At 69.9% G+C, this 14,330-nt stretch carries 12 protein-coding genes; 6 read left to right on the forward strand and 6 right to left on the reverse strand.

Going from position 1 to position 14,330, the window contains the following annotated elements; translation table 11 throughout:
* Positions 1–70: 70 nt before the first annotated feature.
* The 3 genes from ACWESM_RS01935 (at position 71) to ACWESM_RS01945 (ending at position 3,395) form a co-directional block, all read left to right on the forward strand.
* Complete coding sequence (locus tag ACWESM_RS01935; RefSeq protein WP_452490721.1) at positions 71–1,561, forward strand: CoA-acylating methylmalonate-semialdehyde dehydrogenase; 1,491 nt, start codon at positions 71–73, stop codon at positions 1,559–1,561.
* Between the two features lie 9 nt (positions 1,562–1,570).
* Positions 1,571–2,920 carry an aspartate aminotransferase family protein gene (locus ACWESM_RS01940; RefSeq protein ID WP_364427004.1) on the forward strand — a complete coding sequence of 450 codons (1,350 nt, stop codon included), beginning with the start codon at positions 1,571–1,573 and terminating at the stop codon, positions 2,918–2,920.
* 61 nt (positions 2,921–2,981) lie between these two features.
* A complete protein-coding gene (locus ACWESM_RS01945) occupies positions 2,982–3,395 on the forward strand; it encodes a PPOX class F420-dependent oxidoreductase (protein WP_452490723.1) in 414 nt (137 codons plus the stop codon).
* Positions 3,396–3,397: 2 nt separating this feature from the next.
* Here ACWESM_RS01945 and ACWESM_RS01950 read toward each other — a convergent pair whose 3' ends face one another.
* Both ACWESM_RS01950 and cobA read right to left on the reverse strand, forming a co-directional pair.
* The gene (locus ACWESM_RS01950) at positions 3,398–4,858 is read right to left on the reverse strand and encodes an MFS transporter (protein WP_355070065.1); all 1,461 of its coding nucleotides are present in this window, start codon (positions 4,856–4,858) and stop codon (positions 3,398–3,400) included.
* A gap of 335 nt (positions 4,859–5,193) precedes the next feature.
* Positions 5,194–6,468 carry a uroporphyrinogen-III C-methyltransferase gene (gene cobA / locus ACWESM_RS01955; protein WP_355070063.1) on the reverse strand — a complete coding sequence of 425 codons (1,275 nt, stop codon included), beginning with the start codon at positions 6,466–6,468 and terminating at the stop codon, positions 5,194–5,196.
* Between the two features lie 198 nt (positions 6,469–6,666).
* Here cobA and ACWESM_RS01960 point away from each other — a divergent pair, with 198 nt between their 5' ends.
* Positions 6,667–7,110 carry a nucleoside deaminase gene (locus ACWESM_RS01960; RefSeq protein WP_355070998.1) on the forward strand — a complete coding sequence of 148 codons (444 nt, stop codon included), beginning with the start codon at positions 6,667–6,669 and terminating at the stop codon, positions 7,108–7,110.
* A gap of 17 nt (positions 7,111–7,127) precedes the next feature.
* On the opposite strand, the gene ACWESM_RS01965 is transcribed toward ACWESM_RS01960, so the two are convergent.
* Together ACWESM_RS01965 and ACWESM_RS01970 are read right to left on the reverse strand one after the other, a co-directional pair.
* A complete protein-coding gene (locus tag ACWESM_RS01965; RefSeq protein ID WP_452490725.1) occupies positions 7,128–8,486 on the reverse strand; it encodes a DoxX family protein in 1,359 nt (452 codons plus the stop codon).
* 66 nt (positions 8,487–8,552) lie between these two features.
* Positions 8,553–9,911, reverse strand: coding sequence for a DoxX family protein (locus ACWESM_RS01970; protein ID WP_452490727.1), 1,359 nt, complete (start codon positions 9,909–9,911; stop codon positions 8,553–8,555).
* A 239-nt stretch (positions 9,912–10,150) separates the two neighbouring features.
* On the opposite strand from ACWESM_RS01970, the gene ACWESM_RS01975 reads away from it, so the two are divergent.
* Complete coding sequence (locus ACWESM_RS01975) at positions 10,151–11,281, forward strand: phosphotransferase family protein (protein ID WP_452490942.1); 1,131 nt, start codon at positions 10,151–10,153, stop codon at positions 11,279–11,281.
* A gap of 2 nt (positions 11,282–11,283) precedes the next feature.
* Complete coding sequence (locus ACWESM_RS01980) at positions 11,284–12,381, forward strand: hypothetical protein (RefSeq protein ID WP_452490729.1); 1,098 nt, start codon at positions 11,284–11,286, stop codon at positions 12,379–12,381.
* A gap of 29 nt (positions 12,382–12,410) precedes the next feature.
* Here ACWESM_RS01980 and ACWESM_RS01985 read toward each other — a convergent pair whose 3' ends face one another.
* Positions 12,411–12,779 carry a cobalamin biosynthesis protein gene (locus ACWESM_RS01985; RefSeq protein ID WP_452490731.1) on the reverse strand — a complete coding sequence of 123 codons (369 nt, stop codon included), beginning with the start codon at positions 12,777–12,779 and terminating at the stop codon, positions 12,411–12,413.
* Positions 12,766–14,307 (reverse strand): cobyrinate a,c-diamide synthase, encoded by a 1,542-nt coding sequence (locus ACWESM_RS01990; protein ID WP_452490733.1) that lies wholly within the window; start codon positions 14,305–14,307, stop codon positions 12,766–12,768. Before ACWESM_RS01990 ends, ACWESM_RS01985 begins: the two co-directional genes overlap by 14 nt.
* Between the last annotated feature and the right edge of the window lie 23 nt (positions 14,308–14,330).

Genomic DNA, 14,330 nt, shown 5'->3' on the forward strand with positions numbered 1-14,330 from the left:
GTTCTCGCCACCGTCCGGTCCAGGCGGGAACCACGGCACCGCCGATGCTCACCGATCGAATCGAGGAGACATGCAAACCATCGCGCACTGGCTCGACGGCAAGGCTTTCGCGGGCACCAGCGAGACGACGGCCCCGGTGACCAACCCGGCGACCGGCGAAGTGACGGGACAGGTCGCGCTGGCGACCGTCGCCGATACCCGCGCGGCCATCGATTCCGCCGCGAAGGCCTTCCCGGCTTGGCGGGACACCTCGCTGGCCCGGCGCACCCAGATCCTGTTCCGGTTCCGTGAGCTGCTGAACGAACGCAAGGAGGAGCTGGCCCGGCTGATCACCGCCGAACACGGCAAGGTCGTCGCCGATGCCGTCGGCGAGGTGAGCCGCGGCCTGGAAGTCGTCGAATTCGCCTGCGGCATACCGCATCTACTCCAGGGCGGCTACACCGAGAACGCCTCGACCAAGGTCGACATCTTCTCCATCCGCCAGCCGCTCGGACCGGTCGCGATCATTTCGCCGTTCAACTTTCCCGCGATGGTGCCGATGTGGTTCTTCCCGATCGCCATCGCAGCGGGCAACACGGTGGTGCTCAAACCGAGCGAGAAGGACCCGTCCCCGTCGCTGTGGCTGGCGCGGCTGTGGGCCGAAGCCGAACTGCCCGCGGGGGTGTTCACCGTGCTGCAAGGCGACAAGGTGGCGGTCGACGAACTGCTGGACAACCCGGGCGTCAAGGCCGTCTCGTTCGTCGGCTCGACGCCGATCGCCCGGTACGTCTACCAGCGCGGCACCGCCGCGGGCAAGCGGGTGCAGGCGCTCGGCGGCGCGAAGAACCACATGGTGGTACTGCCGGACGCGGACCTGGAACTGGCCGCCGACGCCGCGGTGAACGCCGGGTTCGGCTCGGCGGGCGAGCGGTGCATGGCGATCAGCGTGGTGGTCGCCGTGGGCGGGGCGGGCGACGCGCTGGTCGGCAAGATCGCCGAGCGGGCCGGGACCATCAAGACCGGCGACGGCACCCGGGGCGCCGACATGGGCCCGCTGGTCACCCGGGCGCACCGCGACCGGGTCGCCGAGTACATCGCGGCGGGTGAATCCGCCGGAGCCACCGTGGTTCTCGACGGCCGGGGCGTCGAAGCGGACGGCGCGGCCGACGGCTTCTGGCTCGGTCCGACGATTCTGGACCGGGTCACCACCGACATGAGCGTCTACACCGACGAGATCTTCGGACCCGTGCTGTCGGTGGTGCGCGCCGACAGCTACGACGACGCGCTGGCGCTGATCAACGCCAACCCCTACGGCAACGGCACCGCCCTGTTCACCAACGACGGCGGCGCGGCGCGCCGCTTCCACAACGAGGTCGAAGTCGGGATGGTCGGCATCAACGTGCCGATCCCGGTTCCGATGTCCTACTACAGCTTCGGCGGCTGGAAGAACTCGCTGTTCGGCGACGCGCACGCGCACGGCGCCGACGGCGTGCGGTTCTTCACCCGCACCAAAGCGGTCACCACCCGCTGGCTCGATCCCAGCCACGGTGGACTGAACCTCGGCTTCCCCCGGAACAGGTAGGCGGACGCGATGACAGAAAGCAAGGCCCGGGCGTCGGTCGACCGGGCCGACGACCTCGATCGCAGGCACGTCTTCCACTCCTGGTCGGCGCAGGCGCATCGGGACCTCATGACGATCACCGCGGCGGCGGGTTGCTACGTGTGGGACGGCGAGGGCAACCGACTGCTCGACTTCTCCTCGCAGATGGTCAACACCAACATCGGCCACCAGCACCCGAAGGTCGTCGCGGCCGTGCAGCAGCAGGCGGCGAAGCTGTGCACCGTCGCGCCGCAGCACGTCAACGAGGCCCGTTCGGAGGCGGCGCGCCTCATCGCCGAGCGCACTCCCGGCGACCTCGACCGGATCTTCTTCACCAACGGCGGCGCCGACGCCGTCGAGCACGCGGTGCGGATGGCGCGGCTGCACACCGGCCGCTACAAGGTGCTCTCGCGTTATCGCTCCTACCACGGCGGCACCGAGACCGCGATCAACCTGACCGGCGACCCGCGGCGCTGGCCCAACGACCACGGCAGCAGCGGCGTGGTCCATTTCTTCGGACCGTTCTTGTACCGCAGCCAGTTCCACGCGACCACCGAGGCCGAGGAAGCCGAGCGCGCGCTCGCACATCTCGAGCAGACCATCGCGTTCGAGGGTCCGGAGACGATCGCGGCGATCGTGCTCGAAACGGTCCCCGGCACCGCGGGCATCATGGTCCCGCCGCCGGGATACCTGGCCGGCGTGCGGGCCCTGTGCGACGCGTACGGGATCGTGTTCATCGCCGATGAGGTGATGTGCGGCTTCGGCCGGACCGGCAAATGGTTCGCCCTCGAGCATTTCGACGGCGTCGTGCCGGACCTGCTCACCTTCGCCAAGGGCGTGAACTCCGGATACGTGCCGCTGGGCGGGGTCGCGATCGGTCCGGCCATCGCCGCGACCTTCGCCGACCGGGCCTACCCCGGCGGGCTCACCTACTCGGGGCATCCGCTGGCCACGGCCGCGGCGGTGGCCACCATCACCGCGATGCGCGAGGAGTGGATCGTGGAGAACGCCGCCGACATCGGCGCCCGGGTGCTCGGACCGGGCCTGCGGGAACTCGCGCAACGCCATCCCAGCGTCGGCGAAGTGCGCGGCCTGGGCGTGTTCTGGGCGGTCGAGCTGGTCCGCGACCGGGAAACCCGCGAGCCGCTGGCACCGTACGGCGGCTCGAGCCCGGCGATGACCGAACTGGTCGCGGCATGCCGGGCGGCCGGGTTGCTGCCGCTGGTGAACTTCAACCGGCTGCACGTCGTGCCGCCGTGCGTGCTCACCGAGACCGAGGCGAAGGAGGGGCTGGCGATTCTGGACCACGCGTTGGCGGCGGCGGACCGGCACACCGTCTGAGTGACAGCGTCTTTCGCGGCCGACGGGAATGCGGGGCCGTCTGGCGCTGTTCGCTCAGAGCGTGACCACTACCGCTGAGTTCTCCGACGAACTGAAGAAGTACCTGGACGAAGAGAAGGTCTTCGCCATCGCGGCCACGATCGGCCCCAACGGGCAGCCGCACCTGACCGTGATCTGGCTGAAGCGCGACGGCAACGACCTGCTCTTCTCCACCACGACAGATCGCCAGCAGGGCAAGAACCTCGCGCGCGACCCGCGCATCACCGTGCTGATCAATCCGCCGGACAACCCGTACGTCTACGCGGAGATCCGAGGCAGCGCGACCCTCACGCCCGATCCGGAGAAGACGCTGCCCAACGAGCTGTCGGCGAAGTACACCGGACAGAAGTACGTGGACTTCAACCCCGCCTCCGTCAACGACGGCCCGCGCGTCATCGTGCGCGTGACACCCCGTCGAGTAGCGGGGAGGTTCTGAGTTCAGGCCTGCTGGGCTTCTTCTTGGGCGTGCTGGGCCATGGCCAGTTGCTGCGGGGTGAAGCGCAGGGTCAGGGCGACCAGCCCGGCCGCGAACGCGGCGAAGGCGCAGACGAACAGCACCAGGGTGTAGCCGTTGCCGAGCGCGGCGATCTCCGCGGACGTCATCCCGGCCACCTTCTCGGTGCGGCCGCCGAGCGAGAGGGTGCGGGAGGCGGCGATCGGGGTGAGCAGGCCGATGGCCACGGGAGTGGCAAGGTTCATGAACATCTGCCCGACCGCGGCCAGCGGGCCGATATTGGCGGGCGGCACGCCGACCAGCACGCACAGCGGTGCGAGCACCATGGCGATGCCGACGCCGAAGCCGATCACCACCAGCAGCGGCAGCAGCGTGGCGAAGTACATGACCTCGCCGTCGAGGGTGGAGCCGAACAGCAGTCCGACACCGAGCACCACGGCCGCGCCCGCGAGCAGCCAGCGCGGCGCGATGTACAGCGCCGCCTTGGAGGCCACCGCGCCGCCGATGCCGATGCCGACGGTGAACGGAATCGCCGCGACGCCCGCCTTGAGCGGCCCGTACCCGATGACGTTCTGCATGAACTGGGCGACGAAGAAGGTCATCGCGCCCAGCACGCCACCGGCCAGGAAGATCAGCAGGAAGGTGGCGACGCGGTCACGGCTGTCGAACAGCGACCACGGCAGCAGCGGGTCGTCCACCCGCCGTTCCAGCGCCACGAAGACGATCAGCAGCACGACGCCCGCGATCAGCGAACCGATGATCGCCGGGTGCCCCCACCCCATCTCCGGCCCCTCGGTCGCGCCGAACACGATCGACGCGCAGGCGAAGGTGCCGAGCACCGCGCCGGGGATGTCGAGGGCCGAACGGTGATGTTCGGTGTCGGCGAGCTTGTAGGCCGCGCCGAGGATGATCAGCGCGCCGATCGGGACGTTGATCAGGAAGATCCACCGCCACGACAACTGGGTCAGCGCGCCGCCGACCACGAGGCCGCCGACGGAGCCGATGCCGACCATCGACCCGACGATCGCGATCGCCTGGTTGCGTGCCTTGCCCGGCGCGAAGGTCGTCGCCACGAGCGCGAACGCGGTCGGCGCCGCGACGGCCGCGCCCGCGCCCTGGAAGGCCCGCGCGGCGAGCAGCATCGCCTGGTTCTGCGCCAATCCGCACAACAGCGAGGCCAGCGTGAACACCGCGACACCGACCACGAGCATGCGCTTGCGGCCGAACGCGTCACCGAGCCTGCCGCCGAGCAGCATCAGACCCGCGAAGGTGAGCCCGTAGGAGGTCACCGTCCACGCGCTGCCCGCGCTGGACAACCCCATTTCCTCTTGCAGCCGCGGCAGCGCGAAGATCACGACCGTGCCGTCTAGCACGACCATGAGCTGCAATCCGCTCAGGACTAGGATCGCGAGCCCGAAGGCCCGCTGCGTCACTGGATACTGCATCGTCGCAGCGGGGTTCCGAAGCACAGTGAGTCACTGTAATTGATGCCGCTGCCGTATTTGTCCGCCCACCGGCCCGGCCGGGTACACGACGGGGAGCTGGCCCGGTGATCCGGGCGGGCCGAAAGGTCTCCGGCTCGTCCGCTCCAGTGCCAGCCCTCGGTCGACTGAGCGACCTGCTGTGCGGCACGTCGCGGGGCGGATCGGGCGCCGGCCCGCGAGCGACGACGCGCGCACTCGGCGGGCGGCCACCGGCACGGGTGCCACCGCGACCGGGACGGGCGGCGGTCGACGCGGCCATGATCTCGTGGAATCGGATCGCCGCACCGCCGCGGACGCTAGCCCGCCGCGGAGTCGGCGTGCGGAACGAGCGCGTCGGCGGAGAAACCGGCGGTCGGGCCGATCACCACGATCGCGGGTGGGCGGATGCCCTCGGCGCGAACCCGGGCGGCCACCGTGCCGAGATCGGCGCGCAGCACGCGCTGCGTGCGCAGCGTGCCCTCCTGGATGACGGTGGCGGGGGTACCCGCCGGACGACCGCCCTCCAGCAGCGCGGCGGCGAATTGTTCGATCCGCTCCACCGCCATCATCAGCACCAGGGTGCCGCGCAGCCGGGCCAGTGCGGGCCAGTCCACCAGCGAATCCGGGTGATCCGGCGCGACGTGCCCGCTCACCACCACGAACTCGTGGGTGACGCCGCGATGGGTGACCGGGATACCCGCCGCGGCGGGCACCGAGATGGGACTGGTGACGCCGGGCACCACCGTGACCGGGACCCCGGCGGCCACACAGGCCTCCAGCTCCTCGTACCCGCGCCCGAACACGTACGGGTCGCCGCCCTTGAGCCGCACCACGAACTTGCCCGCCTTCGCGCCTTCGATCAGCGCGTTGTTGATCGCTTCCTGCGCCATCGCCCGTCCGTACGGGATCTTGGCGGCGTCGACCACCTCGACCTCGGGCCCGAGCTCGGCGAGCAGTTCCGGCGGCGCGAGCCGGTCGGCCACCACCAGATCCGCCCTGGCCAGCAGCCGCCGTCCGCGCACGGTGATCAGGTCGGGATCACCGGGCCCACCGCCCACCAGGGCGACACCGGGCGCGATCGGCGTCGAGTCGTCGCTCACGACACCGGATTGCAGGGCTTCCAGCAACGCGTTGCGCACGGCCGCCGAGCGCCGGTGCTGCCCGCTCGCGAGCACACCGAGGGTGAGCCCGTCGTAGCGCGCGGTGGCCGGGGTGACCGCCGTGCCCAGCCGTGCCGTGTCGGCCCGCACGCAGAAGACCCGCCGCCGGGTCGCCTCGGCCACCACCGCCGCGTTGGTCTCGGGTTCGTCGGTGCACGCGATCGCGTACCAGGCGCCGTCGAGGTCGCCGTCGGCGTAATCGCGCAGCGTGACGGTGATCTGCCCGGAGCTCGCCATTCCCTCGACCGCGGGCGTGACGGCACGACTCACGACGTGGACGTCCGCGCCGGAGGCGATCAGCAGGCCCAGCCTGCGCTGCGCCACCGACCCACCGCCGACCACGACGACACGCCGTCCGTGCAGATCGAGCCCGACCAGGTAGTTCGGGTCGCCGGTGGGCTGCTCTTGCGTTGCGTCTGACGTGTTCGGCACAAGTTTCGAGCCTACGGCGTGACCGTCGGGCACCGGCAATCGACCGGCACGCCCGCACGGACGACGCAACGACCGCGCGGCCGGGCAAACCTACTGTGACCAGCGGTAACAAGCGATTCGGCGGTCCGCGGCGGTAGGTTGCGGTGTAGTCGTCCAGCTCGGAAAGGCGGACCGATGAAGCAGCCGACACCGGCACGACTGCTCGACGTGGCCTACGACGAGGCGCTGCGCGGGCTCGCCGAGGGCGGGATCCCGATCGGCGCCGCCCTCTTCGACGCGGGCGGCACCCTGCTCGGGCGTGGCCGCAACCGCCGGGTGCAGTCCGGCGACCCCAGCATGCACGCCGAGACCGACGCCTTCCGCGCGGCGGGACGTCGCCGCGATTACCGCGACACCATCATGGTCACCACGCTTTCGCCGTGCTGGTATTGCAGCGGCCTGGTCCGTCAGTTCGGCATCGGTTCGGTGGTGGTCGGGGAGTCGCAGACCTTCTCCGGCGGGCACGAATGGCTCGCCGGGCACGGCGTCGCCGTCACCGTCCTGGAAGACCGGCGCTGCATCGACCTGATGACCCGCTTCATCGCCGAGCATCCCGCGCTGTGGCACGAGGACATCGGATTCGCCGACGATCTCGAGGCTTGACCCGAGCCGCGGGCGGCTCAGCGGAAATACGGATATTCCTGCACCCAATGAAAACCACGGCTGCGCAAGGGGAAGTCCTCGAGCGCGACCGAGGTCAGCGCCACCGATACCGGCTGCCCGGCGAGCGTGCCCGTCAAGGTCAGCCGTTCGGGCGCGGGCCGGTCGAAGCCGAAACTGCCCAGCGGTTGCGGTCCCCCGCCGACGGCCGTCGGCGGCGCGGCCATGACAAGCGTGCGCGCGCCGGGATCGACCATGGCGAGCACCGGGACCAACTGACCGTCCATTCGTTGCACGGTCGCCCCGTCCCGGTCGAAGACGACTTTCTGCCAACGTAATTGATCGGTGCTCAACGGTGGAAGCGGTTTGCCGTCCACGCTGAAGTCGGTGACCGCCCAGATGCCGTACAGCGGAGGTTCCGGCCGCCCGGCTCCCTCTTCGTTCCACCTTTCCCAGCCGGTGTAGGCGTTCGAGAACACCAGCCACACCCCGAGCGCGATCTGCGCCGCGGCCGCGATCCGACGGGCACGGGGCGAGTGCAGCAACGGCGGTGTCGTCGACGGTCCGGTGGGCCGGTCCAGTACGAGCGCGTTCGCCAGACGCCCGGCCTCCGGAACGAGCAGCACCAGGCACAGCAACATCAGGTGGAAAGACAGGATTTTCGCGGGCACGTCGTAGGTCATGTCCAGCACGAACACCTGTGTCGTGCATACCAAGGCGAGCATGGCGCCCACCAGCGCGGTGCGCGGTACGAACAGCAGCACACCGGCGAGCAGTTCTGCCGAGCCCAGCAGGATCTCGTACTGCGGCGACACCCCGATGTGGTTCCAGAGCACCGCCATCGGACTGAAGTTCCCGTAGGGCTCGAGCAATCGGCTCAGCGGTGTGGGCGGCATCTGGGTCGGGACGGCCTTCGCCATGCCGTAGGAGACCAGCTGCCCCGCCAGGCACAAACGCACGAACAGCAGGAACCACGGTTGCACGGCGCGGTAATGCGGCCGCTGCCGATCCAGCACGCTCCAGAGCAGGGTTCCGAACACCGCGGCCACCAGGACGACGAACACCAGCACCCAGAAGTACGCCTGGTCACCGCTGATCGAAGCGGTGTTCGCCGCGACGGACGCGCCGAACACGCGCGTCCCGACCCCCTCCACCACCGGACGCAGCGCGCGGGCCGCGCCGTAGTTCACCCAGTCCGGCAGCCATTCGCGCGTCAGTCCGAGGAACTCCGGGACGATCGACGGATACGCCAGGCAGAACAGTCCGAAGTACAGGAAGCCGAAACGGAACGTCACCCGGGTCGCCCCGCTCCACGGCCGGACTCCGGCGTCCTCCGCGCTAGCGGCGGCGTCTGTCCGATCCAGGATCGCTTCGGTCACGACGGCCCTCCAGTCCGAGTCGATGCAGACCGAAGGTATCGAAAAGAGCCGTGGCCGTAGGGGATTTCAGCGGAAGTACGGGTATTCCTGAACGAAGTGGAATCCCCGGCCGCGCAGCGGGAAGGAATTCAGGTCCATCCGGTCCAGCGACAGGGTCACCGGCGTTCCGTTCAGCTCACCCGTCAACGACAGCGTGTCGGTACCGGCTCGGGTGAAGGTGAAGGCGCCGAGGCGGGCGGGCGGAGCGCCTGCCGACTGGGGAGCCACCGACAGAACAATGGTGTGCGCGGCCTCGTCGACCACCGCCACGACGGGCACGAACGAGTCGTCCATCTTCTGCACGGTCGTGCCATGGCGGTCGAAGACGAGCCGCCGCCAGCGGCCGTCGTCGGTGAGCAGCGGCGGCGCCGGATGCCCGTCCCTGGTGAACTCGCCGACGGTCCAGATGCCGTAGAGCGCGGGCTTCGGCGCGCCGTCACCCGACTCGCGCCAGGTGTGCCAGCCGATGTACACACCGCCGATCAGCACCCACAGGCCCAGAGCCACTTGCGCCGCCGCCGCGATCCGGTTCGCGCGGCGGGAACCGAACAGCGGCGGCTGCGCGGCCGGTTCGGACGGGCGTTCCAGCACGAGCAGGTTCGCCAACCGCCCGGCCTGCGGCGCCAGCACCACCAGCGAGAGCAGCAGCAAGTGGAACGAGAGGATCTTCACCGGCACGTCGTAGGTCATGTTCAGCACGAAGACCTGCGCCATGCTCACCAGACTGAGCAACGCGCCCGCCGTCGCGGTGCGCGGGAGGAACAGCAGCAGGCCACCGAGCACCTCGGCCGTACCGAGCAGGATTTCGTACATGGGCGCGGCGCCGACCTGGTTCCAGAGCACCGACGCCGGGCTCATCGTCCCGTACGGTTGCAGCAGCGCGGTCAGCGAAGGCGCGGGCATCTGCGACGGAATCGCCTTGGCCAGACCGTAGAAGAGCATTTGGCCGCCCAGGCACAGCCGGATGAACACCAGGAACCAGTTGCGCAGTGCCGTGTAGTCCCGGTGGCGGCGATCGAGGATCGACCAGACGATCGTGATCAGCGCCGCGGCGACGAGTTCGCAGAAGATCAGCAGCCAGATCGCGGCCTGGTCGCCGCTGCCCGAATTCTCGTGCAAGACGGCTTCGACCCCGAAGACATGCTCGCCGACCCACCCGACCAGCGGGCTCGTCGTGCGCATCTGCCACAGGATCGCGCTCTCGGGCAGCCACTTGCTCAGTATCCCGGTGAAGACGAAGAGGATCTGGGCGAACAGCAGGCAGAACAGACCGAAGTAGGCGAAGACGAAGCGGAACGCGATCCGGGCCGGCAGGCTCCACGGCCGCCGCTCGCCACCGGTTCGCGCCTCGCCGCTCGTCAGGACTTCCATTTCGACGGTACGCACACCGCTCCCCTCGCAGGCCGACAGATTGGCCAGCCGAAAGTATCCGACCAGGTCATGGGATGACCTCCGGGAAAACCCTGGATTTCCGGGTACTTCTTTCGGCCTACGTGCCCGCCGCACCGAGCGGCGCCGGGATTCGTTCCCGGTTCCGGCCCGTCAATAACTAGAACGCGTTACAGTCGCGTATCCCGGCGCACCGCCAGCGGTGCACCCGGGCCGCACGTGTCAGGAGGACAATGATGACCGACGATCCGGACCCGGCACAGCGACAGCAGCTGACCGTCAGCGAACGCGACCTGGACACGCTCGCCGGGGACCTGGCGCGCTGGCTGAACGCGAAGGTCGCCGCGGACAAGTTGCCGCGCATCTCGGATCTGTCGCGTCCACAGTCCGGCGGCATGTCCAGCACCTCGATTTTGTTCGACGCCGAATGGACCGTCGGGGGTCGGGCGGAGCGCGGGTCGTTCGTGGCGCGGATGGCGCCCGAGGCCGGATCGTTCCCGGTCTTCGAGACCTACGACCTGGCCACCCAGTACCAGGTGATGGCCGGCGTCGCCGCGGCCGCCGACGTGCCGGTGCCGGGCCTGTGCTGGCTGGAGAACGACGAAAAGCCGCTCGGCGCACCGTTCTTCGTCATGCGCCGGGTGGACGGACGGGTGCCTACGGACAACCCGCCGTACGTGTTCATCGGCTGGCTGTTCGATGCCGATCCCGCCGACCGCCTTCGGCTCACCCGCAACACCGTCGAGGTGATCGCGAAGATCCACGGCATCCCCGACCCGGCTGCGCACTTCCCGATGCTGAGCGGGCCGGGTGACTCGCTGCGCAGGCACGTCGCCGCGCAGCGCTCCTGGTACCGGTGGGCGCTCGCGGACGACGGCTACGAGATCCCACTCATCGAGCGAAGTTTCACCTGGCTGGAGGAGCACTGGCCCGCCGACCCAGGTCCGGATGTGCTCACTTGGGGCGACGCCCGCCCGGGCAACATCATCTACCGCGAATTCGACCCGGTGGCGGTGCTGGACTGGGAGATGGCCGCCCTCGGGCCGCGGGAACTCGACCTGGGCTGGGTGATCTTCATCCACCGGTTCTTCCAGGACCTGGCCACCCGCTTCGGGCAGCCGGGGCTCCCCGATTTCCTCCGCCGCGACGACGTGGTGTCGAAATACGAGGAGCTGACCGGTCACACGGTGCGCGATCTCGATTTCTACCTCGTGTACGCCGCGCTGCGGCACGCGATCGTGATGGCGCGGGTGAAACGCAGGATGATCCACTTCGGCGAGGACACCGACACGCCGGACCGCGACGACTACGTCATGCACCGGGCAAGCCTGGAAGCGCTGCTCGACGGAACCTACGAATGGGACTGATCATGCCTGTGCCCTTGGACGAGTACCCGATCCACCAGACCCCGCTGTCGCTGGCCCGGGTGGCCAGTAGCGATCGGAACTTCTACGACCGCAGCTACTTCAACGCGCACGACCGCGACGGCGGCACGTTCCTGATCACCGGTCTCGGCGTGTACCCCAACCTCGGCGTGACCGACGCCTACGCCGCCGTCCGGCGCGGCGACACGGTGCGCGCGGTGCGCTTCTCCGACGCGCTCGGCGACCGGAGCCTCGACCAGCGCGTCGGCGGCTACCGCGTCGAAGTGATCGAACCGCTGCGGCGCATCCGGGTGGTCTGCGAGCACGACGATCTCGGCTTCGACCTGACCTGGACCGGGGCCTTCCCCGCCGTGCAGGAACAACCGCACCTGATCCTCGCGGGCAACCGGCCTATCATCGACGCGTCCCGATTCGCGCAGGTCGGCTCGTGGGCGGGAACGCTGCACGTGGACGGCGACGACATCATGGTCGACCCGGCGGTGTGGACCGGGACCAGGGATCGTTCGTGGGGCATCCGCCCGGTCGGCGAGACCGAGCCGGCCGGACGCGCGGCCGCCGAGCCCTCGGGCGGATTCTGGTGGCTCTACGTGCCGCTGCGGTTCGACGACTTCGCCGTCGTGGTCATCGTGCAGGAGGAGCCGGACGGCAGGCGCACCCTCAACGACGCGACCCGGATCTGGCCGGACGGACGCACCGAACAGCTCGGCTGGCCCCGCATCGCCATCGACTATCGTTCCGGCACAAGGTTTCCCGTCGGGGCGCGACTGGAGCTGACCACGCCGGACGGCAAACCCCTGGAGATCGAGATCACGCCGGGCACGGGCGTTCCCTTGCACGTCGGGTGCGGCTACGGCGGCGATCCCGACTGGCAGCACGGCCAGTGGAAAGGCCGCGACTGGTCCTCCTCCAGCCGCTACGACCTCACCGACCCTGGGATCGCCGCCCGCATCCCCTACGGCGTCACCGACCACGTCGCCCGCGCCCGCTGCGGCGACGCCGAAGGCTGGGGCCTGTTCGAGCACGCCAGCATCGGCCGCCACGACCCCACCGGCTTCGCAGACTGGGGCTCGGTCGCTCCCTGAAACAGGGGCCGCAGCAGGGTCGAACGGCCCTACCGCTCGTACAGCGCTGCCGCGAGCACCACGCCGTGCACGACGCGCTTGGACAGCACCAGCGGCCCGCCTTCGGCGGCGAGCAGCGCCGCGGCCTCCGCGACGCTGGCCGTGCCGATGGCGGCACGCGTCCGGTCTCCCGGGTTCGGGACGGTGACCGCCGCCAGTTCGTCGGCGGAGTAGGACCGTAGCGGCACCCTGAGGTCAGCGGCGACCGCGCGCAGTCCGGGTTCGGCGGAGCGCCGCGTGATGGTGGCGAGGCACACGATCCGATGGTCGCCCACGCTCTCGTGCAGGGCAGCGCGAATCGTGCGGGCCGAAGTGCGCGGTCGCAGGCCGACGCCGACGACGATCTCAGCGGACGGCACGGGAACTCGCGAAACGCACTGTCTCCGTTACGAATCGACGCACCGCCTGGGGATTCCCCGCCGGATGTGTATGCAGGTACGAGGCATGCACGTTGCCGCTGAGCGCCCCTTCCTGGACGCGCTCTCCCGCGCTTCCGCGCCATCCCCACGCCGGATTCCGTGGCGGCGCGGACACCACGCGCGTGCGGTGGAATTCGTGCCCACGGACCCGTTCCCCGGCCCGCCACAACGGCGAGTCGGCGAGCGCGACGGCGTCTCGGTAACCGAGCGTCAGGCGCGGCCCGAACGCGGCGTCGGCCTCCACCACTCCGGCCATCGGGTGCCCGTCCAGCGAACGGGTCAGATACAGCAGCCCGGCGCATTCGGCATGGACCGGCATCCCGTGGCGGGCGGCTTCGGCCACCGCCCGCAACAGGCCGGAATTGGCGGCCAGCTCCGCGGCGTGCTCCTCGGGGAAGCCACCTGGCAGCACCAACCCTGCTGTCCCGGCGGGCAATTCGTCGTGCAGCGGATCGAAGACGACCACTTGTGCCCCCGCGGCCGTCAGCAACTCGCGGTGCTCGGCATAGCCGAACGTGAACGCCGGGCCACCCGCCACGGCGATCAGCGGACCCTCCCGATCGGCGGGTCCGCCGATGACGATCGCGCCGTCCGTGCTTTCGTCGGCTCGCGAGATACCACCAGGCTCCGTGGAGACGCGCGAGTCCCGATCACCGCCGACAAATGTCGTCGCCGCCATGTCACCGGCTTCACCGAGCGACGCCGCGGTGTCCTCTACCCCTTCGAGCCCACGCACGGCCGCGGCGGGATCCCACGCGGGTCCCGCCACCGACGAGCGAGCGAGTGCGGCGACGGCGTGCAGGTCCACATGCACGGCGACGAGGTCCGTCATCGCCGCCACCGCCGCTGTCGCGGCAGAACCGTGTTCCACGGCCGGGATCAAGCCGAGATGCCGGGAAGGCACCTCGAGTTCGGCCAGGCGCGGCAACGACCCGAGCACCGGCAGCCCGACGCGATCGCAGGCGGCGCGCAGCACTTGCTCGTGCCGTTCGCTGCCGACCCGATTCAGGATCACACCGCCGAGCCGGACGCCGCTGTCGAAGGTCGCGAATCCGTGCAGCAGCGCCGCCAGGCTCTGGCTGTGCCCGCGCGCGTCGACCACCAGCACCACCGGCGCCCCGAGCAGAGCCGCGACCTGCGCCGTCGAACCCTCCGCCACCGCGCCGGAATAGTGTTCATCGATCCGCCCGTCGAACAGCCCCATCACGCCCTCGACCACGGCGAGATCGCACCCCCACGCGCCGTGCCGGTACAACGGCACAACCCGTTCCTCCCCCACCAGCACCGGATCCAGATTCCTCCCCGGCCGCCCCGCCGCCAACCCGTGATATCCCGGATCGATGTAATCCGGCCCCACCTTGAACGGCGCCACCCGATGCCCCACCCGCCGCAACGCCCCCACCAACCCGGTCGCCACCGTCGTCTTCCCGCTCCCCGACGCCGGCGCCGCCACCACAACGGCTCTCATCCCCGCCTCCGCTTCACGAGTGG

Source organism: Nocardia sp. NPDC003999, assembly GCF_053604885.1.

What these genes read in the sequence shown, in the direction of transcription:
- ACWESM_RS01980 (WP_452490729.1), top strand. Translation starts at nt 11,284, where the DNA reads ATGCCTGTGCCCTTGGACGAGTACCCGATCCACCAGACCCCGCTGTCG.
- ACWESM_RS01950 (WP_355070065.1), bottom strand. Translation starts at nt 4,858, where the DNA reads ATGCAGTATCCAGTGACGCAGCGGGCCTTCGGGCTCGCGATCCTAGTC.
- ACWESM_RS01940 (WP_364427004.1), top strand. Translation starts at nt 1,571, where the DNA reads ATGACAGAAAGCAAGGCCCGGGCGTCGGTCGACCGGGCCGACGACCTC.
- ACWESM_RS01990 (WP_452490733.1), bottom strand. Translation starts at nt 14,307, where the DNA reads ATGAGAGCCGTTGTGGTGGCGGCGCCGGCGTCGGGGAGCGGGAAGACG.
- ACWESM_RS01975 (WP_452490942.1), top strand. Translation starts at nt 10,151, where the DNA reads ATGACCGACGATCCGGACCCGGCACAGCGACAGCAGCTGACCGTCAGC.
- ACWESM_RS01935 (WP_452490721.1), top strand. Translation starts at nt 71, where the DNA reads ATGCAAACCATCGCGCACTGGCTCGACGGCAAGGCTTTCGCGGGCACC.